This window comes from Mycobacterium conspicuum (genome assembly GCF_010730195.1).
GTDB classification, from domain to species: Bacteria; Actinomycetota; Actinomycetes; order Mycobacteriales; family Mycobacteriaceae; genus Mycobacterium; species Mycobacterium conspicuum.
This window is the reverse complement of the sequence record NZ_AP022613.1, coordinates 5696377-5716997: the sequence shown is the minus strand read 5'-3', so window position 1 is coordinate 5716997 and position 20621 is coordinate 5696377. Positions and strand designations below refer to the sequence as shown.

The window sequence follows — 20621 nt, the reverse complement described above, 5'->3', positions numbered from 1 at the left end:
CATGGGTTCGAAGCGTCTGGCGGTCGCCTCCCTGATCGGTGCGCTGGCGGCTGCGTGCGCCGGCCCGCCATCAGGGAGCCCCGCGGCGCCCGGGCGCGCCGGTTCGACACAGCGGCTCAGCTACGTCGCCGTCGGCGACTCCTTCGCCGCAGCGCCGGGCGTACCCGATCCGGCGCCGCCCGCCGGGTGTCGCAAGTCGACGAACGGCTACCCGTCGATACTGGCGCGAGAACTCAAGGTGATCAGCTTCGTCAACGTCACGTGCAGCGGCGCGAAGACGGAAGACATCACCGTCCGCGCGCAGCAGACAACGGACGGTCCGGTTGCCCGCCAGATCGATTCGGTCGACGCGAGCGTGGACCTGATCACCGTCACCATCGGGGCCAACGACGTCGGGCTGCCCTCCGACGCCAAGGGCTGCGAGGCCGAATCGGCCGAATCAGAACCGTGTACGAACAAATTCGTCGTCGACAACGTCGACCGCATTTCGCAGGTAAGTAACGCGCAATTGCCGGCGTGGGGCGCGCTCATCGACCAACTGCGCGCCGCCGCGCCGCACGCGCGAATCGTCTTCGTCGGCTATGGCACGTTTGTGCGGCCCGGTGGATGCTTTCCGGCGCAGCCGGTGCTATCGCGCGACGCCGACTATTTGCAATCCAAACTCAGTGAACTCGATGACCTACAGCGGCAACTCGCCGACGAGAAGGGAATCGACTATTTCGACACCCGTCTATTAGCGCGGGGCCACGACATCTGCGCCGCCCCCAACGAGCGGTTTATCGAAGGCTATATGACGGCCGGTTCCACGGAACCCTTGCATCCCAACGCTTTTGGCGAGATGGCGGTGGGGAAGGCGCTCGCCGACTATCTGAGAAGTCCGCGCGCCGCATTTAATTGACTCGGTCCAATAAAAGGCAGTTTCTGGACTTCGGGTTTTACTCGCGCTAATTTCGGCAATTACCGCTTCCGGGATCGGGCAACTCCTACGGGGCATAGAGGGTGGGCAAATGGGCGCGCTAACAGCCTGCGGAACAGCCGCTGCGGCGTTCACTTTATTGACATTTCCGACAATTACTGTCGCGGGCGGTAGCGCAATCGCCAATCCCGGCGCCAATAGCAACACCAGGGTCGTGCTGGATGCGTCACTGCGGGATTGCGATTTCAGCCCCGCCCGCACCGCCCCCGGGATCCCGGCCGTGATGCTTGGCACGGGCTGGGCCGACATCCGTCACACCGGGAGCAGCGCGGTCGCGGAGGTGCACCTGGACGTCCCCAACGAGCCGGGCACCCACTACATCGTCGGCGTGATCGAGGAACCCCGCCCGTCGTCGGCCAGCTGCGGTCCCGGAGCCGCGGGCACCAGCTTCGGTGGTCTTGACACCGACGCGGCCGGTGTCGGAACCACCACCGTTCAAGACAACCTTCGGCCCGGCGCGACCGGGGTCTGGGTGGTCATCGAGCGCCCCAATCCGCACTCACAAGACCCGGCCGAGTTCTACACCTCCGAATTCCTGGCGCCGGTCTAGCCTGCACGGTCCGCGACTGTAATACCGTCGCGAACATGAGTGAGTACGAGTCCGAGGCCGTCGACCGGTTGCCGTTTTCGACCCCGGAGAAGTCGCAGCGCTACCGCACCGACAATTACCGCGGGGCCGTCGGCCTGAATTGGTACCTCACCGATCCGACGCTGCGTTCCACGATGGCGTATTACCTCAAGCCCGACGAGCTGGCCGTCGTCGAGCCCCAATTGATCAGCATCGGTGCGCTGATGGGTGGCCCGGTCGCGCAGTGGGCCGACGAGACCGACCGCAACCCGCCGCGGCTGGAACGCTACGACCGGTGGGGGCACGACATCAGCCGGGTCGTCATGCCGTCGTCGTTCACCGAGTCGAAGCGCGCGGTGCTGGACGCGCAGAAGACCCTGCGCGCCGAGGCGCGGGCGGCCAACATGAGTTCCTCGCTGGCGATGTTCGCGTCCAACTATCTGCTCAACCAGGCCGACATCGGGATGGGCTGTGCGCTCGGCACCGGCGGCGGCATGGTGCAGTCGCTGGTCGCCGCCTACGCGCCCGCCGACGTCAAGGAGCATGTGCTGGGCAAGTTCGAATCCGGTGAATGGGCGGGCGAGACGGCGCAGCTGCTGACCGAGCGCACCGGCGGTTCCGACCTGGGAGCATTGGAGACAACGGCGACCCGGGCCGGGGATGCGTGGTTACTCAACGGCTTCAAGTGGTTTGCGTCCAACTGCGCCGGGGAGGCGTTCGTCGTGCTGGCCAAACCCGAGGGTGCTCCCGACTCGACGCGCGGCGTCGCGAACTTCCTGGTGCTGCGCACCCGACGGGACGGTTCCCGCAACGGCGTGCGCGTGCGGCGGCTGAAGGACAAGCTCGGCACCCGCTCGGTGGCCTCCGGTGAGGTCGAGTTCGTGGACGCCGAGGCGTTTCTGCTGTCCGGCGAGCCGACCGGGGACGCGGGCGGGGCCGACGGCAAGGGCCTGGGCCGGATGATGGAGCTGACCAACGCGGCCCGGCTGGGAATCGCCTTGTTCGGACTGGCCAACGCGCGCCGCGCCCTGGTCGAATCGCTGTGCTATGCCCACCAACGTCGCGCATTCGGCGGGCCGCTGATCGACAAGCCGTTGATGCGGCGCAAGCTGGCCGAGATGATCGTCGACGTCGAAGCCGCCCTGGCGTTGGTGTTCGACGGCACCGGGGCGACTAACCACCGCCAGCCGCGCGGCCTGCGCCAGCGCATCGCGGTGCCGGTCACCAAGCTCAGGGTGTGCCGGCTTGGGATCACCGCGGCGTCCGACGCCATCGAGATCCACGGCGGCAACGGGTACATCGAAACATGGCCGGTGGCAAGGCTTTTACGCGACGCGCAGGTGAATACGATCTGGGAGGGGCCCGACAACATCCTGTGCCTGGACGTGCGGCGCGGCATCGAGCAGACCCGCGCGCACGAGACGCTGTTGGCGCGCATGCGCGACGCGGTGTCGGTCTCCGGCGACGACGCGACCACCCGGCTGGTCGCCGGCCGCATCGAGGACCTGGACGCGGCGATCACCGCCTGGATGAAGCTGGACCGTGACCTTGCCGAGGCGCGGCTGTTCCCGCTGGCCCAATTCATGGGCGACGTCTACGCCGGGGCGCTGCTCACCGAGCAGGCGGCCTGGGAGCGGGAAACCCAAGGCAGCGAACGCAAGTCGCTCGTCGCCCGGCTGCACGCGCTGCGGTATCTCGCCGACCGCGCGCCGCTGCGCGGCATCGACAACGACACCGACGAGGCGCTGGAGCGCTTCGACGAGTTGGTCGACGGCGCGTTCACGGCCGAGGCGTGATGACTGCTCAGCTGTTGTATCGGCCGCGCCCGCCGCTCGCCGATCACATCGAGTATTTCGGCTACTGGCGGGGCGATCCTGCGGCCGGCGCACACACGAGTCGCGCGCTGCCGCGAGGCGCGGTGACGGCGATCATCGATGTCGACGGTTGCACCGATCTCGGTTTCTGTGCCGCCGACGGCCGCACGCGGCTGGCGGTTCCGCCGGCGTTTGTCGTCGGCGCCGGCGTGGCCTCCTACATCATCCGTATCGTCCCCATCCACAGCGTCATGACGATCCACTTCCGGCCCGCGGGGGCGCTGGCGTTCCTCGGGTGTCCGCTGGGTGACCTGGAGGATGCGGTCGTCGGCCTGGACGATCTGTGGGGTTCGAGCGCAGAACGGCTGCGCGAGCGGCTGATTGCGGTCGGCTCGGCGAGAGGACGCGTGGCGTTGCTGGAGGCGTTCCTGCTCGAGCGGATGCGCCCCGGGATTTGGCCGCAACCGCGCGTGGCGTCGGCCTTGCGATCCGCGGAACTCGACCCATCGATGCGGGTCTCGAAAGCTCAAGCCCTGAGCGGTCTTTCGGCCAAGCGCTTCAACGCACTGTTCCGGTGCGAGGTCGGGCTGACTCCGAAGGCCTATCTTCGGGTGCGCCGCCTGCAGGCGGTACTGCGTGCACTTAACACGCGCGCGGGGGGTGCTTCGATCGCCGGGATCGCGGCCGACCTCGGCTATTTCGATCAGGCTCACTTGGTGCGCGAGTTCCGGTCGTTCGCGGCCATCACGCCGACGCAGTACGCGCAACGACGCTCGGCGATGCCCGGTCACGTCGAACTCGGACCAAAATATCCAAGCCAGGCCGGCGCGGGGCGCCGATGATGGCGTCATGGACAGGAATCACGTAGCGGTCGCGGACACCGGCCTGCTGGTTGCGGCGATGCGCGCCCACGAAACCACCCGCGAAGACCGGCTTTTCTCGGATCCCTTCGCGCAGCGGCTGGCGGGCGACCGCGGGCGGGAGTTGTTCGCGGCGGGCCTGGCCGCCAGCGGTGAACAATCCACCATGCAGATCGTCGTGCGCACCCGATTCTGGGACGAGGCGCTCCTGCAAGCGGCGCAGGAAGTTCGCCAGATCGTCATCCTCGCGGCGGGCATGGACGCGCGTGCCTATCGGCTGCCCTGGCCCGACGGCACCGTCGTCTACGAACTGGATCAGCCGCACGTGCTGTCGGCCAAGGCCGATCTCCTCGCTGGCGAGCACCCTCTTTGCCAACGTGTCCCGGTGGGTGTCGATCTGGCCGACGACTGGCTGGCCGCCATTCGAGCTGCCGGTCTGGATCCGGCCCTGCCGTCGGTTTGGCTGATCGAAGGGCTGTTGCAATACCTGGACGAGGGCGCGGTGGGGACATTGTTCGAGCGTGTCGACGCGCTGTCGGCGCCCGGCTCGGTCCTGCTGTACGACGTCGTCGGCAAGACGCTGCTCGAGTCGGAGTTCATGGCGCCGCTGCTGAAGTCTATGGCCGACAACGGTGCCCCGTGGCTGTTCGGCACCGACGATCCGGGGCGGTTGTCCCAACGCCTGGGCTGGTCGGCGACGGTCACCGACATCGCGGAACCGGGCAATCGCTACAACCGCTGGTATGCGCCGTCGGTGCCGATGGACGTACCCGGCGTGCCGCGAGGCTATTTCGTCGAGGCGACCAAGTAGCCAAAGACTCGCGGGTGAAAACTAGATCGGCAGCAGGCTGTGCTTGCGCCCGACGCGGTACCACAATTGCTTGTCCCGCAACAGATGTAGCGACCGGCGCAGTAGCAGCCGGGTTTGGTGCGGGTCAATGACCGCGTCGATGAACCCGCGTTCGGCGGCGATCCACGGGATCGCCATGTTGAGGTTGTAGCCCTCGATGAAGTCCTTCTTGATCGCCTGCGCCTCGGGCGTCGTCGGGTCCGGGAAGCGCTTCATCAGCAACTGCGCGGCGCCCTCGGCGCCGATCACCGCGATCCGCGCGGTCGGCCAGGCGAAGTTGAAGTCGGCGGTCAGCTGCCGCGACCCCATTACGGCGTAGGCGCCGCCGTAGGACTTGCGGATCGTGATCGTCACCTTTGGCACATCGGCTTCCACCACCGCGGACAGGAACCGGCCGCCGCGCTTGATGATGCCGTTCTTCTCCTGCGCGGCACCGGGCAGGAACCCGGGCGTGTCGACGACGAACACCAGCGGGATCTCGAACATGTCGCAGAACCGGATGAAGCGGGTCGCCTTGTCGGAGGCTTCGTTGTCGATCGAACCGGACAGGAACATCGGCTGGTTGGCGATCACCCCGACCGGACGGCCGTCGACCCGGGCGAACCCGGTGATGATCGCCTGCCCGCCGTGCGCGGCGACATCGAGGAAGTCGCCGTCGTCGAAGATGCGCAGCAGGATCTCGTGCATGTCGTAGGCCATGTTGTCCGAATCCGGCACGATCGAGTCGAGTTCCAGGTCGGTCGGCGTGATTTCCGGCTCCAGGCCCGGATTGACGACCGGCGGTGTGTCGAAGACGTTGGACGGCAGGAACGACAGGAAGTCCCGCACGTACTGGAACGCCTCGGCCTCCGAATCCACCACCTGGTGGATATTGCCGTAGCGGGCCTGGGCGTCGGCGCCGCCGAGCTCGTCGAGGCTGACCTCTTCGCCGGTGACCTCCTGGATCACGTCGGGCCCGGTGACAAAGAAGTAGCCCTGGTCGCGCACCGCGACCAAAAGATCGTCCTGAATCGGCGAATAGACCGCTCCCCCAGCGCATTTGCCGAAGATCAGGGAAATCTGCGGCACGATCCCGGACAACAACTCGTGGCGGCGGCCCAGCTCGGCATACCACGCCAACGACGTGACCGCGTCCTGGATGCGGGCGCCCCCCGAGTCCTGGATGCCGATGATCGGGCAGCCGACCATCGCGCACCACTCCATCAGCCGGGCCACCTTGCGGCCGAACATCTCGCCGACCGTGCCCTGAAACACCGTTTGGTCGTGCGAGAACACCCCGACCGGCCGGCCGTCGATCAGCGCGTGCCCGGTGACGACGCCGTCGCCGTACAGCGCGTTGGGATCGCCGGGGGTGCGGGCCAGCGCGCCGGTCTCCAGGAAGGTCCCCGGATCGACCAGGGCATGCACGCGCGCGCGGGCGCTCGGGATGCCCTTCTTTTCGCGCTTGGCCACGGCCGCCTCACCGCCGGGCTCCTTGGCCAACTCCAGCTTTTCGCGTAGCTCAGCCAGCAGCGCGGCGGTGGTCTTGGTGCTCAATTACGGGCCCTCTGTTCAGCCTCGATCTGGTCCAGTGCGCGGCTCATGTGTTCGCCCACCTTGGCGATGATCGGCTCGTCGATGGCCTGAATGTGCTCGCCACCGATCGGCACCACCTCGAGGTCGGAAACGTACTCACCCCAGCCGCCGTCCGGCTTGCGCACGGCGTACCGCGGTTCGAACATGATCGCGTCGTCATGGTAGCGATCGGCCATATAGAGGGTGACATGGCCGTCGTAGGGCTGGATCTCGGCGGTGTCGATGGCCCGGTTGTCCAGGTACGACGTGCGCTGGTGCTCGATGATGCCGGCCGGGATCTGCACCCCGCTCTGACGCACGGCCTCCAACACGAACCGGATCTGGCCCTCGTCGTCGAGCTCCTCGAGTTGCTCGTAGGGAATGGCCGGGATGGTGACGTTGAAGGTCCGCTCGGCGAACCGGGCGTAGCGGTCCCAGCGCTTGCGGACCTCCTCCTTGGTCTGCGGGACCTCCTCGCCGGCGCGCACCGCGTCGATCAGCCCCACCCATGCGACGTTTTTGCCCAGCCGCTTCAGCCCGATCGCGCACGCGTAGGCCAGCACACCGCCCAGCGACCAGCCGGCCAAGATGTAGGGCCCGTCGCCCTGCATCTCGATCAGCTTCGGAACGTATTGCGCCGCACGCTCTTCGATCGACCCCTCGACCCGTTCGAATCCGTACATCGGGGTGTCCGCCGGCAACCGGTTCAGCAGCGGCTCGTACACCACCGTCGACCCGCCGGCCGGATGGAACACGAACACCGGCGGTTTCGAGCTGCCCTCCGGGCGCGCCCGCAGGGTGCGGACGAACCCGTCGATCTGCCCAGCCTCCAAATAGCCGCGCACCTTCTCGGCGAGCGCCTCAATGTTCTCCGACGTCAGCACGTCCTCGACCGTGATCGGCCCCTCGGCGCGCTCGGAGAGCCGCTGAGCCATCTTCTCGGCGGCGGCGTCGTCCAGCTTGGGCAGCGGGTTGAAGATGCCGCCCGCGGACTTGCCGGTGACGATCGCCCAGGTGGCGAAGGTGACGCGCTCGGCGGCGTCACGCGGCGGGATGTCGGCGTTCAGCGCCTTGGCGACCGCCTCCTGGTTGAGCGCGTCGGCGGCGGCCGCGAGGTTCGGCTTGCCGTTTGCCGAGGGCCCGGACGGGCCCGAGGGGTCCGTCGGCGGTGGCGGTATCGGAATGTCCGACGGTGGCGGGGCCTGCGTTTCCGGCTCGGCCTGCGGATCCGGCGCGGGCGCCGTCACGCTGGCCGGCGTTGCGCCGCTGAGCATTTCGGCCTGCGCCCGCGCGATCTCCTCGGCCGTCTGCGTCTTCTGGTGCTCGTGCAGCAGCTCGACCTCGTCGCGGTGCTCGATCGCGTACTCGATCAGCTTCTCGACGTTGTACAGGTTCGCGTCGCGCACCGCCGTCAACTGAATGGGCGGCAGGTCGAAGTCGTACTCGACCCGGTTCTTGATCCGCACCGCCATCAGCGAGTCCAAACCGAGCTCGATCAGCGGCACCTCCCACGGCAGGTCCTCGGGCTCATAGCCCATGGCCGCCGCGACGATGGTGCCCAACCGCTCGGCGATGGTCTCGCCGGACTCCGGCGACCACTTGGTGAAGCCGGCCGGCATGTAGCGGGTGGTCAGGCTGTCGCCGAGCGTCTCGGCTTCGGGGTCCTCGCCGGCACTGATCGCGGCCGCCCGCGGATCCCCGGTGGGTTCGACGGGCGCGGATGCTTCCGTGATCGCCGGGGCCGCCATCGCAGTGCCGGCGCCGACGGCCGTCGGCAGCGCCGACGCGACGCCGCCGCGGCTGACCAGCGCGTCGTACACCAGCGTGAAGGACTCGTCGACGCGCGCGTGCACCTGCACCGACGCGCCACCGGGGTGCCGGGTCAGGGTCGTGACCAGCCGGGCACCGTACGCGGGCACCGCGCGCTGCTCGGCGGCCGTCAGCTGCGCGTCCGGCATCACCTGTGCCGCAGCGACTTTCACCAGATCGGCGAGATCCGTCGTGGTGCGGGGAGCGTATTCCCAGACGTGGCGACCGTCGGGCAGCGCGACGTGGGACCCAGGCGGCAGGATCGAGCCGTCGCCGGCGAAATGCACGTCGAGCCAGTGTTCCTTGCGCTTGAATCGGGTCGGCGGAATATTCGCGTAGTCCTGGGGTCCGGTGGCCGGGCTGAACAGCGTCCGTGGATCCAGGTCGTGGCCGTAGACGTAGAGCTGGGCCAGCGTCGAGGTGATCGACTCGACCTCGTCCTGCTTGCGGGCCAGCGTCGGGATCAGCTGGGCGTCGTGCAGCCCGGCGTCGGCCGTCGTGAGACCCACCTGCATGAGTGCCACAGGGTTGGGGGCGAGCTCGACGAACGTGGTGTGGCCGCTGTCGACCGCGTTGCGGATGCCGTGGGTGAAGTAGACGCTGTGCCGCAGCCCCTTCTTCCAGTACTCGACGTCGTGGATCGGGTCGCTGCCGGGCTTGATGTAGCTGCCCTCGTGCACCGTCGAGTAGATCCCCGCGGTCGGGCTCATCGGCTTGATGCCCTGCAGTTCGGCGGCCAGCTCGCCGAGCAGCGGGTCCATCTGCTGCGTGTGGCTGGCGCCCTTGGTTTGGAACTTGCGGGCGAACTTGCCCTCCGCCTCACAGCGGGCAATGATCGCGTCCACCTGCTCGGGCGGGCCGCCGATGACGGTCTGGGTCGGCGCGGCGTAGACGCACACCTCCAGGTCGGGGTAGTCGGAGAACACCGTCTTGATCTCGTCGGCGGAGTACTCGACCAGCGCCATCAGCCGGATGTACTCGCCGAACAGCATCGCCTCGCCCTCGCCCATCAGATGCGAGCGCGAGCAGATCGCCCGGGTGGCGTCGGCCAGCGACAGGCCGCCGGCGAAGTACGCCGACGCGGCCTCGCCCAGCGACTGCCCGACGACCGCGGCCGGCTTGGCGCCGTGGTGCTTGAGCAGCTCACCCAGCGCGATCTGGATCGCGAAGATGGTGACCTGGGTGGTTTCGATGCCGTAGTCCTGCGAGTCGTCCAGGATCAGCTCGAGCACCGAATAGCCGAGCTCGTCCTGGACCAGGGCGTCGACCTTCTCGATCCATTCGGCGAACACCGGGTTGCGCAGGTACAGGCTCTTGCCCATCTTGCGGTGCTGCGCCCCGAACCCGGCGAGCACCCACACCGGGCCGTTGCTGACCGGGCCGTCGACGCTGAACACGTTGGGGCGCTGCTTGCCCTCGGCGACCGCGCGCAGGCCCTTGACGGCCTCCTCGTGGTTGTGGGCGAGCACCACCGCGCGCGAGCGGCCGTGGTTGCGCCGCGACAGCGAGCGGCCGATCGACTCCAGCGACGACTCCTGCCCCTCGGGGCTTTCCATCCAGTCCGCGAGTTCGGCGGCGGCGGCCTTCTTGCGCGACGTCAGGAACGCCGAGACCACCAACGGGATCACCGGTTCTGGAAGCTCTTGTGCGGCAAGCTCTTCCAGCGCGGCTTCCTTGAGCGCGAGCGCCTCGTCGGTGATGCCCGGCAGCTCGTACTCCGGCTCCTCCGCCACGGCGTCGTCGCCGATGATGTTGCCGAAGTCGTCGAAGCGCAGCGCATGGCTTTCCAGCGCAGGCGATTCGGTGACAGCCGCCTCGGTGACCCCGGTGGCCTGGGCCTCCGGCTCGGGCTCGCGCTCAACCACGTCACGCGGCAACACCTCGCGCACCACCACGTGCGCGTTGGCGCCACCGAAGCCGAAGCTGGACACGCCGGCCAGGGCGTAGCCGCCGTAGCGCGGCCAGTCGGTCACGGTGTCGATGACCTTCAGGCGCATCCCGTCGAAGTCGATGTAGGGGCTGGGCCCGGCGAAGTTGATGGACGGCGGCAGCTTGTTGTGCTGCAGCGAGAGCACAACCTTGGCCATGGCGGCCACGCCGGCGGCCGATTCCATATGTCCCACATTGGTTTTGATGGCACCCAGCAGCGCGGGTCGGTCCGCGGGCCGGCCCCGGCCGACGACGCGGCCCAGCGCCTCGGCCTCGATCGGGTCGCCCAGGACGGTGCCGGTGCCGTGCGCCTCGATGTAGTCGACGGTGCGCGGGTCGATGCCCGCGTCCTTGTACGCGCGGCGCAGCACCTCGGCCTGCGCGTCCTGGTTGGGTGCGATCAGGCCGTTGGACCGGCCGTCGTGGTTGACCGCGCTGCCGGCGATGACGGCCAGGATCTGGTCGCCGTCGCGGCGCGCGTCATCGACCCGCTTGAGCACCAGCATGCCGCCGCCCTCGGAGCGCGTGTACCCGTCGGCGTCGGAAGAGAACGACTTGATCCGGCCGTCCGGCGCGAGCACCGCGCCGATCTCGTCGAAACCAAGGGTCACCGCGGGGGTGATGAGCGCGTTGACGCCACCGGCGACGGCCACGTCGCACTCGCCGTTACGCAGCGCCTGCACGGCCTGGTGGGTGGCCACCAGCGAGCTCGAGCACGCCGTGTCCATCGCCACCGAGGGACCGCGGAAGTCGAAGAAGTAGGACACCCGGTTGGCGATGATCGCCGTCGAGTTCCCGGTGATGGCATAGGGGTGCGCGACGGTCGGGTCGGCGATCGACAGGTATCCGTAGTCGTTGTTGGTGAAGCCGATGTACACGCCGACGGCCTCGCCGCGCAGGCTCGACGCCGGGATGCGCGCGTGTTCGAGTGCCTCCCAAGTCAATTCGAGCGCCATCCGCTGCTGCGGGTCGATGTTGTCGGCCTCGGTCTTGGCCACCGCAAAGAACTCGGAGTCAAAACCCTTGATGTCCTTCAGGTAGCCGCCGCGGGTGCGCGCCTGATTGATCCGTTCCGCCAGCCGGGGCTCTTCGAAGAACTCCGACCAGCGGCCCTCGGGCAGATCGGTGATGGCGTCGCGGCCTTCCAGCAGCGCCTGCCAGGTCTCCTCGGGGGTGTTCATGTCGCCGGGCAGCCGGGTGGACAGGCCCACCACCGCGATGTCGACGCGCTCGGCGGGCCCGGTGCGCGTCCACTCGGCGCCATCGAGGGCGGCGTCGTCGACCTCGGGCTCGCCCTCGATGATTCGGGTGGCCAGCGATTCGATGGTCGGGTGCTGGAAGGCCACCGCGACCGACAGCGTGACGCCGGTCAGGTCCTCGATGTCGGCGGCCATCGCCACGGCATCGCGCGACGCCAGACCCAGCTCCACCATCGGTACGGACTCGTCGATGTCGTCGGGCGATTTCCCGACGGCGTTACCCACCCAGTTACGCAGCCACTGCCGCATCTCGGGGACAGTCGTTATGCGCCGCTCTTGCTCGCCCACATCGTCACCGGCGCGCGTCTCGATCTGGTCGGCGGGCAGGTTCTCCTGTGGTTCCTCTATGTCAGCCATACCTTCCTCAGGACTCGGTGGCGAACACCGTCGGAGAAGCGACGCCGCTGCGCAGGCTGCCATCCAGGTAGGCCGCGCGGCAGGCGCGGCGACCGATCTTGCCGCTCGACGTGCGCGGGATGCTGCCGGCCTGGACCAGCAGCACGTCGCGCACGGTCACGCCGTGCCCCACCGCGATGGCGGCCCGGATGTCATCGACGATCGGCTGGTAGTCCAGCTTGTGTGTGCCGGGCGCGCGCTCCCCGACGATGACCAGCTGCTCGGAGGTGTCGTCAGCGTCGAGCTTCAGGCCGGCGTGCGTGTCATCGAACACGCTCGGCGGCAACTGGTTGGCCGGCACCGAGAACGCGGCCACATAGCCGACCCGCAACGCCTTGGTGGATTCCTGCGCCGTGTACTCCAGGTCCTGCGGGTAGTGGTTGCGGCCATCGACGATGACGAGGTCCTTGATCCGGCCCGCTATATAAAGGTGTCCCTTGTGGTAGGTGCCGTAGTCGCCGGTGCGCACCCACAGGCCGTCGTCGGCGGCGCCCTCGGCGTGCGACTCGCTGATCCGCGACTTGAGGATGTTCCGGAAGACCTCGGTGGTCTCCTCTTCCTTGCCCCAATACCCGACGCCCAGGTTGTTGCCGTGCAGCCAGATCTCGCCGATCTGCCCGTCCGGCAGCTCGCTGGCCGTGTCGGCGTCGACGATGACGGCCCATTCGTCGACCCCGATCTTGCCCGCCGAGACCTGGGCGACGGCGTTCGGCGCGTCGGCGGCCACCTCCACGAAGCTGCCCTTGTTCAGCGCGTCCCGGTCCACGTGGATGACCGTCGGCTTCTCGTCCATCGGGGTGGTCGAGACGAACAGCGTCGCCTCCGCCAGGCCGTACGACGGCTTGATCGCGGTCTCCTTCAGCCCGTAGGGCGCGAAGGCTTCGTAGAACTTGCGCATCGAGGCCGGGCTGACCGGCTCGCTGCCGTTGAGGATGCCCTTGACGTTGCTCAGGTCCAGGGGCGGCTCGTCGTCGCGGGGCAGGCCACGCACCGCAGCGTGCTCGAACGCGAAGTTGGGCGCGGCCGAGAAGACGCCGCCCGTCTCGCCGGGCTTGCGCGCCAGCTCCCGGATCCAGCGACCGGGACGACGCACGAACGCGGCGGGCGTCATGAAGGTGAAGCTCTGCCCGAGCACCGACGACAGCAGGCAGGTGATCAGGCCCATGTCGTGGAAGAAGGGCAGCCACATGCAGCCGCGGTCGCCTTCGGTGCCCTCCAGCGCGTTGAGCACCTGCAGCACGTTGGTGGGCAGGTTCAGGTGCGTGATCTGCACGCCGGTCGGGGCGCGGGTCGAGCCCGACGTGTACTGCAGGTAGGCGATGCTGTCCTCGTTGGAGTCCGGCGGCTCCCAGGTGGCGGCGACCTCGTTGGGCACCGCGTCGACGGCGATCACCCGGGGCCGTTCCTTGGCCGAGCGGGCGCGGATGAACTTGCGGACGCCTTCGGCGGAGTCGGTGGTGGTCAGGATCGTCGACGGGGTGCAGTCGTCGAGCACGGCGTGCAGCCGGCCGACGTGACCCGGCTCGGCCGGGTCGAACAGCGGCACCGCGGTACGGTCGGAGTACAGCGCTCCGAAGAAGGAAACGAGGTAGTCCAGGTTCTGTGGGCACAGGATCGCGATGCGGTCGCCCGGCTGGGTCACCTGCTGCAGGCGCGCCCCGACGGCGCGGTTGCGGGCGCTGAACTCGGACCACAGGAGGTCGCGTTCGATGCCGTCCCGTTCGGTGGAGAAGTCCAGGAAGCGGTAAGCCAGCTTGTCCCCGCGGACCTTCGCCCACTTTTCCACGTGCTTGACCAGGTTGGTGTTTTCCGGGAAGCGGATCTTGCCATTGACGATGAACGGGTTGTGGTACGCCATTCCGCCCTCTCCTGCTATCACGCAACATCTCGATCGGCCCAGCCTGCTTAGGCCGACGGTTATCTTCGGTTGGCTCGGCTACCCACCCTGCGCGAGCCGCGACCCGATCGGGTCAACACACACTACTCGTATGCTCTTACTTTTCTCTTAATGTTAAGGCGCGCCGCGCGGCAGACCAAATCACAAGGTACCGCCGATACGGTCACTATCCGGGTACTGCGAGCTGTGTCCCGCCGCCCAGTAAGCGCGGTTCATCCGTGTTTGGGATGCGGTGCGCCGTCGATGAGCCCGTGTGCCCAGTTCAGCGTCCAATCGGGCGCCGGCGTCCCGTCGAGGTTCCAAAACTGCGGAGTGGCGTACAACGCGTGGATCGGCTGGCCCCCGTTGCCGGCCAGTGTGCTCAGCGTGTTGGACAGGTTGGCGATGTTGAACGCCTCGGCCGGGGCGGCACAGATCAGGTCGCCGGGCGCGCAGATCTCGTTGGTCTTGCCGTCCAGCGCGCCGAAGCCGCCCGGCCGCGGACCGGTCATCGTCAAACCCATCCCGGACAGGATCGGCACCTCGTGCAGGGTGATCTCGGCGCCCTCCCCCGGCGGATCGGGCCCGATCACCTTGCCCACCCCCGGCTCGCGCCGGCCGTCGGCGATCAGCGTCACACCGAGGACCAGGTCGTCATCGACGGGTCCGCGCCCGTTGCCGATGTCGCTGGCGATGTCACCGGCGATCACCGCGCCCTGCGAAAAGCCCATCAGGACGTAGCTGGTCAGCGGGCACTTGTTGTTCATGTCGGTCATCTCTTGGACGGTCGCGCGGGTGCCCTCCGCTCGGCTGTCGTTGTAGGACATCTGCTGGTCGGAGCTCAGCGGATTGTGAAACTGCGCCGTGTAGGGAGTCGTGAACGTCTGCACGCGCGACGACGGGAACTGCTGGCCGAGCGTGGCGGTCACGTTGTGCAGCAACGCGTTCGGGAATTGCATCGGAGTGAGCGGGCTGTCCTGCAGCGACGATTCCCAGGTACCGGGAACGTCGACCAGCAGCACATCCGGGCACGACGCGTCCTGCGAGGCGGGCCGGGGCTTGTGCGGGTGCGAGGAGCCAGAGGTCGGGGGCACGGCCCCGGGCACCGCGCTCGGCGGCGTTTCTGGGCTGCGCAGCATGACCACCACGGCGAAGATGACCAGTCCGACGACGACGGCCATCGAGCCGGCCGCGACCCAGGCGAGAACTCGGTGACGTTGACGACCAGCGTTGCTGGTTTTCACGGAAGATTTGGCCTTCTTGGCCATAACTGTGCGGTCTCCTGCTAGCAGAGTCGGTAGGTCGCAGCCCTCTGCTGCACTCGACTACACGGTACCGGCTCGAGGTATGTGCACCCTGAGGACCGATTTGGCCTCTGATCGCGCTGCGATCGCCGCTAGCGGATGGCGCCGACGATGTCGCCCGACATGGCGCCCAGCTGCCCGCCCCACGAGCCCCAGCCGTTGTCTCCGCCACCGGGGAAGTCGAAGTGGCCGTTGTGCCCGCCGACGTTGCGGTACTGCTGGTAGAAGGTCAGGTTGGTGCCCATCGCGGTTTCCGACTGGCCGATCATGGCGGCGGGATCGCTGGCCGCGCCGGTCTTCGGGCTCCACACCCAGATGCGGCTGTTGTTCGCCGCGAGCAGGTCGGCATGGACCCACGGGTCGTGCCATTTCCACCGGCCCAGCTGCGCCGCGCCCCACATCGCTTGGGTGTTTACCCCACCGAACTGCTGCATGCCCGCCGTGATCGCCCCGTTCACCGAGGTGTCCGACGGGTACAGGAAGCCGGAGAGCGAGCCGGCGAAGCCGTACCGATCGGGATGGAAGCAGGCCAGCGCCATCGCGCCATACCCGCCCTGGGCGGCGCCGACGACGGCATGGCCGCCCGGCGCCAGGCCGCGGTTGGCGGCCAGCCAATCGGGCAGCTCCTGGGACAGGAAGGTCTCCCACTGCTTGCTGCCGTCCTGTTCCCAGTTGGTGTACATGCTGTAGGCACCACCGGCCGGCGCCGCCACCGAGATCCCCTTGCCGGCCAGCGTGTTCATCGCGTTGCCTGCGGTCACCCAGTTGCTGACATCGGGTCCGGCATCGAAGGCGTCCAGCAGGACCACCGCGTGCGGCCCGCCGGCCAGGAAGGCCACCGGGATCTCGCGGCCCATCGCGCCCGACGGCACCATCAGGGTTTCGTAGCCCGCGGCGCGGGCTTTGCCCGGGTTGGCTGTCGTGACCGTGACACCGCCCACCGCGATCGACAGTGCGGCGGCGCACAGCACCCGTAGGACCGCCGACAGAGCCCGTACACCGCTCATGCCTAACCTCCCTCGTGGATAGCTGTGAAGAACACTATCCAAGGTCAGGGCCGGTTCCAACAGGCAGAGACGGCCGGGTAGTGAACCCCGTCGCCCGCGGACGCGCGAAAACGACTGACGGCGACGACCCGGATGGGTCGCCGCCGCCAGTTGATTGTTCAGGCCAGGTGCTTACTGGCCCTGGTTGCCGGCCGGGTTGGCGCCCGGAGCGGTGGTGGGGCCGTTGCCGGGCGTGGCGCCCAGCACCCGCTGCAGCTCAGGCTTCATCGCGTTGACCTGCGCGCCCCAGTACGGCCAGTCGTGCGTGCCGTTGGCGTCGAAGTTGAACACCGCGTTGTGACCACCGGCGGCGTTGTACGCGTCCTGGAACTTCAGGTTGCTGGTCCGGACGAAGCCCTCCAGGAACTTGGCGGGCAGGTTGTCGCCGCCGAGGTCCGACGGCTTGCCGTTGCCGCAGTACACCCAGATGCGGGTGTTGTTCGCGACCAGCTTGCCGACCTGCAACGACGGGTCGTTGCGCTGCCATGCCGGGTCCTCCTTCGGGCCCCACATGTCGGCGGTCTTGTAGCCGCCCGCGTCGCCCATGGCCAGGCCGATCAGCGTTGGGCCCATGCCCTGCGACGGGTCCAGCAGCGCCGACAGCGAGCCGGCGTAGATGAACTGGTCGGGGTGGAACGCCGCCAAGATCAGGGCCGACGAACCGGCCATCGACAGGCCGACCACGGCGCTGCCGGTCGGCTTGACCTGCCGCTGCGACGCCAGGTAGGCGGGCAGCTCACTGGTCAGGAAGGTCTCCCACTTGTAGGTGGTGCAGCCGGCCTTGCCGCAGGCGGGCTTGTACCAGTCGGAGTAGAAGCTGGACTGCCCACCGACCGGCATGGCGACCGAGATGCCGGACTGGTAGTACCACTCGAACGCCGGGGTGTTGATGTCCCACCCGTTGAAGTCGTCCTGCGCCCGCATTCCGTCGAGCAGGTACAGCGCGGGCGAGTTGTTACCGCCGCTTTGGAACTGCACCTTGATGTCGCGGCCCATGGCCGCGGAAGGCACCTGCAGGTATTCCACCGGCAGGCCCGGGCGAGAGAACGCCCCAGCGGTCGCCGAGCCCCCCACGACGCCGATCAGACCCGACAGCAGAGCCGCTCCCACGGCACCCACCGCGAGCCGGCGCGGCATAACCGCTACGGCGCCGCGAAACCTGTCAACAAGTTTCATGCTTTGCTTCCTCATCCTTTCGGCCGCAGCACACGCACGAAAGCGTCTTCTGGGCTTAGTGGGTTTTTCGACTGCACACGTCCGGCGCGGCAGTGCCCGTGTAGTCAATCACATCTTTGCCCCCGGGCTCTCATCGAGCGCGTCGCTGAGGCGGTAATTCACAGCGCTTTTCGCGCTCGGCGGGGCGCCGAATGCGGCCGTTTTCGCATGTGCCGAGGCATGGCCGCCCGCTGGTGAGCGCTTGGTTGTGACTTTGCTGTCAGTGTCTGGGAATCGCGCGCGCCAAACCGCGACTGTGATTTTTTCGGCACCCGTACCAGAACCGGTCACTCGCGGGGAGGAGCGGGGGGCACGTCCGGCACCGGCAGCCCGCACCGGGCGAGTTCGTAGAGCGGGACGCGATCGATGCGGTAACCGGTGAATCGAAACGAATTCACCAAGTTGGACACGAACCGGTGCGGGGTCATCGGGGCGCGCACCGAGCTCAGCACCGCCGTCGTCTCGGGGCATTTGAGGGCCGCCACCGCCTGCGCGACCCAGGCCTGGTCCAGGTAACCGGGTATGCCCGGGGGCCACTTCACCCAGGGGCCGTCGGCGATGACCCAGTCCGGGAAGAGGTTTTTGTCATGGCCGATCCGTCCGTGCTTGAGGCGCTCGGTGTGCGCGGCGATCGGGTTCGCCAGCCCGATCTGGTCGATCACCCTGACATCGAGTCCGACGTTCATGCCCACCATGCCGAGGTTGGTGAAAAACACTGCGTGCTCAGGCTTTTGACGGCTTCCCGGGGGCGGCGGGATCATCGGGACCAGGTCCCACTGGTTGTAATTGCCCGACGGCAACAGCAAGGCTCCGTCGGGGGTGTTGTCGAGCGCGGTCAGGATCGCCGCCATCCTCGGGTAGTCCAGGTAGTCGGCGGCGGTCAGCGGATGCGCGTGGCCGGTGGCCTGCGCGTAGAAGCGGCGTTCGTCCACGATGCCGGAGTAGGTGACGCGGGTGGCGTCGTCACCCATGCCGGGCGAGTTCGCCGCCCACAACGACCAGCCCGCGATGCCCAGCCACAGCAGGGTGGTGGCGCCGGCCAGCCAAAGGCTCGTCTCGCGCGAATATTTCTCGCCGTCCGGGATGGCCACCGGGATCACGGCCACCGGGGCCAGCAAACAGAACAGCGGCGCCAACAACACCCGCGCGTGCATGAAGTCGCCGCCCTGACGGATCCAGTAGAGTGCCTGCACCAGGCCACTGAACAGCACAAAGGCCACCGCGGCCGGGGGGCTTTGCACCGCGCGCGCCAGTCGGCCGTAGTTGGGGGACTCCATCGGGCGTACGAACGACGGCCGACGACGGACCACCGTCACCAAGATGCCCACCGCGACCAGCAGAACTACCGGCGCCCACAGCGCGTAAGGCCCGGTGAAATTCGCGAGGTAGATCATGCCTTGCGACCACTTGTCCCCGGCCGCGTCCTTGGCCAGGGCGGTGCCCGGCACCAACAGGCCGTAGTAGCCCATCCGGAAGATCTCGTAGGCAACCGGCAGGAACCCCCCGGCCACCACGATGAGCACGCGATTGCGCCAGGTCCGGGCAGCGATGAGCATCATGATCAGCGCCAGCCCGCCCATCAGCGCCAAGTCGGGCCGGACCAGCACGGACAACCCCGCGACGACGGCGAGGGCACCGAGGAACGCGCGGCTGTCCGGCCGGGTTCGCAGCGGCTGCGACCAACACACCATCATCCACCACAGCAAACCCAGATACGCCAGAGTCAGGCCGCTCTCCAGACCGGATGTGGCGAAGTCACGCGCGGGTGGCAGCGCGATGTAGACCAGCGCGCCGGCGGGCAGCAGGATCGCCTTGCGTCCCCGCAGGCTGGGGGCGTACAGCCGGCCCGCACCCAGCATGAGCAGCGCCACGCCCAGCAGGGACAGCGTCAGCGCCAGGGCCAGCGCCACGTACTCCATCCGCAGCGGCCCGCCGATCCAGCTTCCCACGTACATCAGGTACGTCCATGCGGTGGACGTGTTGGCCTCCACCCGCTCGCCCTGGTTGAACACCGGTCCGTTGCCGGCCAACAGATTTCGCACGGTCCGCAGCACGATCAGCCCGTCGTCGGCGATCCAGCGCCGTTGCCAGCTACCCCAACCGAACAGCACGACAACCACAAACACGCTCAGCCACAGGCTGATTCGAACCGTCCGCTGATAGGGAAACGCGAACCGGGCCAGCCGCGGCGCACGGCGAAAAGGCCGGAAAGTCAGGGCCCCAAAAGGCGCGGCGAGGTTGGGACTAGCCGAAGGCAACAGCGGCACCAAGTGTTCCGATCCACGCCACCGCGAGCAGCTGCAAGACCCGGTCACGTAGCGCGATGTCTTCGGGTTCCCCGGCCAGCCCGCCGTCGACGTCGACCGCGTAGCGCAGGATCGCGATGGTCCACGGAACCATCGACACCGAGAACCAGCCCGCCGACCCATGGTCACGCTCGAAGGCCCACAGCCCGTAACACATCACCACCGCGGTGGCCGACAGCGTCCAGACGAAGCGCAGGTAGGTCCCTGTGTAGCTTTCCAGCGCCTTGCGGATGGCCGCGCCGGTGCGCTCGGACAGCTGCAGCTCGGCATACCGCTTGCCGGCCGCCATGAACAGCGACCCGAACGCCATGACGAGCAGGAACCACTGCGACAGCCGGGTATCGGTGGCCGCGCCCCCGGCGATGGCGCGCAGCAAAAATCCCGACGACACGAAGCAGATGTCCATCACCGCTTGGTGTTTCAGGCCGAAGCAGTAGCCCAATTGCATAGCGATGTAGATCGCCATCACCACGGCGAGGTTCGGCTTGAGCCACCAGGCCAGACCGAGTGAGGCCACGGCGAGCACGACGGCCAGGGTGTAGGCCAGCCATTCGGGCACCACGCCCGCGGCGATGGGGCGATACCGCTTGGTGGGGTGCTCGCGGTCGGCCTCGACGTCGCGGACGTCGTTGATCAGGTAGATGGCCGAGGCGGCCAGGCTGAACACCACGAAGGCCACCAACACCTGGATTGCCAGCGGGCCGTATTCGTAGTGGTAACCGCGGCCCGCCGCGCTCAGCGGCGCGGCCAGGACGAGCACGTTTTTCACCCATTGCCGCGGGCGGATCGCCTTGATCACGCCGACGATCAGGTTCCCCGGGGGTTTGACGGGGACCTCTTCGCTGACGTGTTCGTTCAA

The 20621-nt window shown here is 67.9% G+C and carries 13 protein-coding genes; 5 read left to right on the top strand and 8 right to left on the bottom strand.

Annotated features, from left to right (window positions below; genetic code table 11):
* Nucleotide 1: 1 nt before the first annotated feature.
* From G6N66_RS26325 to G6N66_RS26305, 5 genes are all read left to right on the top strand, one after another.
* Nucleotides 2-898 carry an SGNH/GDSL hydrolase family protein gene (locus tag G6N66_RS26325; RefSeq protein ID WP_085233810.1) on the top strand — a complete coding sequence of 299 codons (897 nt, stop codon included), beginning with the start codon at nt 2-4 and terminating at the stop codon, nt 896-898.
* Between the two features lie 232 nt (nt 899-1130).
* Nucleotides 1131-1526 (top strand): hypothetical protein, encoded by a 396-nt coding sequence (locus G6N66_RS26320; protein WP_232079420.1) that lies wholly within the window; start codon nt 1131-1133, stop codon nt 1524-1526.
* Nucleotides 1527-1561: 35 nt separating this feature from the next.
* Nucleotides 1562-3340: an acyl-CoA dehydrogenase family protein gene (locus G6N66_RS26315; RefSeq protein ID WP_085233808.1), complete on the top strand. Its 1779-nt coding sequence runs from the start codon at nt 1562-1564 to the stop codon at nt 3338-3340.
* A complete protein-coding gene (locus tag G6N66_RS26310) occupies nt 3340-4200 on the top strand; it encodes a helix-turn-helix domain-containing protein (RefSeq protein ID WP_085234062.1) in 861 nt (286 codons plus the stop codon). Before G6N66_RS26315 ends, G6N66_RS26310 begins: the two co-directional genes overlap by 1 nt.
* A 7-nt stretch (nt 4201-4207) precedes the next feature.
* Nucleotides 4208-5029: an SAM-dependent methyltransferase gene (locus G6N66_RS26305; RefSeq protein WP_085233807.1), complete on the top strand. Its 822-nt coding sequence runs from the start codon at nt 4208-4210 to the stop codon at nt 5027-5029.
* Between the two features lie 21 nt (nt 5030-5050).
* Here the strand turns inward: G6N66_RS26305 and G6N66_RS26300 are convergent, their stop codons facing one another.
* The 8 genes from G6N66_RS26300 to G6N66_RS26265 all read right to left on the bottom strand — a co-directional run bounded on the left by G6N66_RS26300 (nt 5051) and on the right by G6N66_RS26265 (nt 20621).
* Entirely contained in the window at nt 5051-6604 is a 1554-nt protein-coding gene (locus G6N66_RS26300; protein ID WP_085233806.1) for an acyl-CoA carboxylase subunit beta, read from the bottom strand.
* Entirely contained in the window at nt 6601-11976 is a 5376-nt protein-coding gene (pks13, locus tag G6N66_RS26295) for a polyketide synthase Pks13 (RefSeq protein ID WP_085233805.1), read from the bottom strand. The genes G6N66_RS26300 and pks13 overlap by 4 nt, the downstream gene beginning before the upstream one ends.
* 7 nt (nt 11977-11983) lie before the next feature.
* Entirely contained in the window at nt 11984-13873 is a 1890-nt protein-coding gene (fadD32, locus tag G6N66_RS26290; RefSeq protein ID WP_085233804.1) for a long-chain-fatty-acid--AMP ligase FadD32, read from the bottom strand.
* 251 nt (nt 13874-14124) lie between these two features.
* The gene (gene culp6, locus G6N66_RS26285) at nt 14125-15072 is read right to left on the bottom strand and encodes a carboxylesterase Culp6 (RefSeq protein WP_372515828.1); all 948 of its coding nucleotides are present in this window, start codon (nt 15070-15072) and stop codon (nt 14125-14127) included.
* Between the two features lie 215 nt (nt 15073-15287).
* Nucleotides 15288-16202 (bottom strand): esterase family protein, encoded by a 915-nt coding sequence (locus G6N66_RS26280; protein ID WP_085233802.1) that lies wholly within the window; start codon nt 16200-16202, stop codon nt 15288-15290.
* 171 nt (nt 16203-16373) lie between these two features.
* A complete protein-coding gene (gene ag85A / locus G6N66_RS26275; RefSeq protein WP_085233801.1) occupies nt 16374-17417 on the bottom strand; it encodes a diacylglycerol acyltransferase/mycolyltransferase Ag85A in 1044 nt (347 codons plus the stop codon).
* 326 nt (nt 17418-17743) lie between these two features.
* Complete coding sequence (gene aftB / locus G6N66_RS26270; RefSeq protein ID WP_372515827.1) at nt 17744-19714, bottom strand: terminal beta-(1->2)-arabinofuranosyltransferase; 1971 nt, start codon at nt 19712-19714, stop codon at nt 17744-17746.
* A complete protein-coding gene (locus G6N66_RS26265; RefSeq protein WP_085234061.1) occupies nt 19701-20621 on the bottom strand; it encodes a decaprenyl-phosphate phosphoribosyltransferase in 921 nt (306 codons plus the stop codon). Before G6N66_RS26265 ends, aftB begins: the two co-directional genes overlap by 14 nt.

Bases quoted from the DNA above. Each gene is read 5' to 3' on its own strand.
- culp6 (WP_372515828.1), bottom strand. From the start codon at position 15,072: ATGGCCGTCGTCGTCGGACTGGTCATCTTCGCCGTGGTGGTCATGCTG.
- G6N66_RS26310 (WP_085234062.1), top strand. From the start codon at position 3,340: ATGACTGCTCAGCTGTTGTATCGGCCGCGCCCGCCGCTCGCCGATCAC.
- ag85A (WP_085233801.1), bottom strand. From the start codon at position 17,417: ATGAAACTTGTTGACAGGTTTCGCGGCGCCGTAGCGGTTATGCCGCGC.
- G6N66_RS26305 (WP_085233807.1), top strand. From the start codon at position 4,208: ATGGACAGGAATCACGTAGCGGTCGCGGACACCGGCCTGCTGGTTGCG.
- G6N66_RS26280 (WP_085233802.1), bottom strand. From the start codon at position 16,202: ATGAGCGGTGTACGGGCTCTGTCGGCGGTCCTACGGGTGCTGTGCGCC.
- G6N66_RS26325 (WP_085233810.1), top strand. From the start codon at position 2: ATGGGTTCGAAGCGTCTGGCGGTCGCCTCCCTGATCGGTGCGCTGGCG.
- G6N66_RS26315 (WP_085233808.1), top strand. From the start codon at position 1,562: ATGAGTGAGTACGAGTCCGAGGCCGTCGACCGGTTGCCGTTTTCGACC.
- pks13 (WP_085233805.1), bottom strand. From the start codon at position 11,976: ATGGCTGACATAGAGGAACCACAGGAGAACCTGCCCGCCGACCAGATC.
- fadD32 (WP_085233804.1), bottom strand. From the start codon at position 13,873: ATGGCGTACCACAACCCGTTCATCGTCAATGGCAAGATCCGCTTCCCG.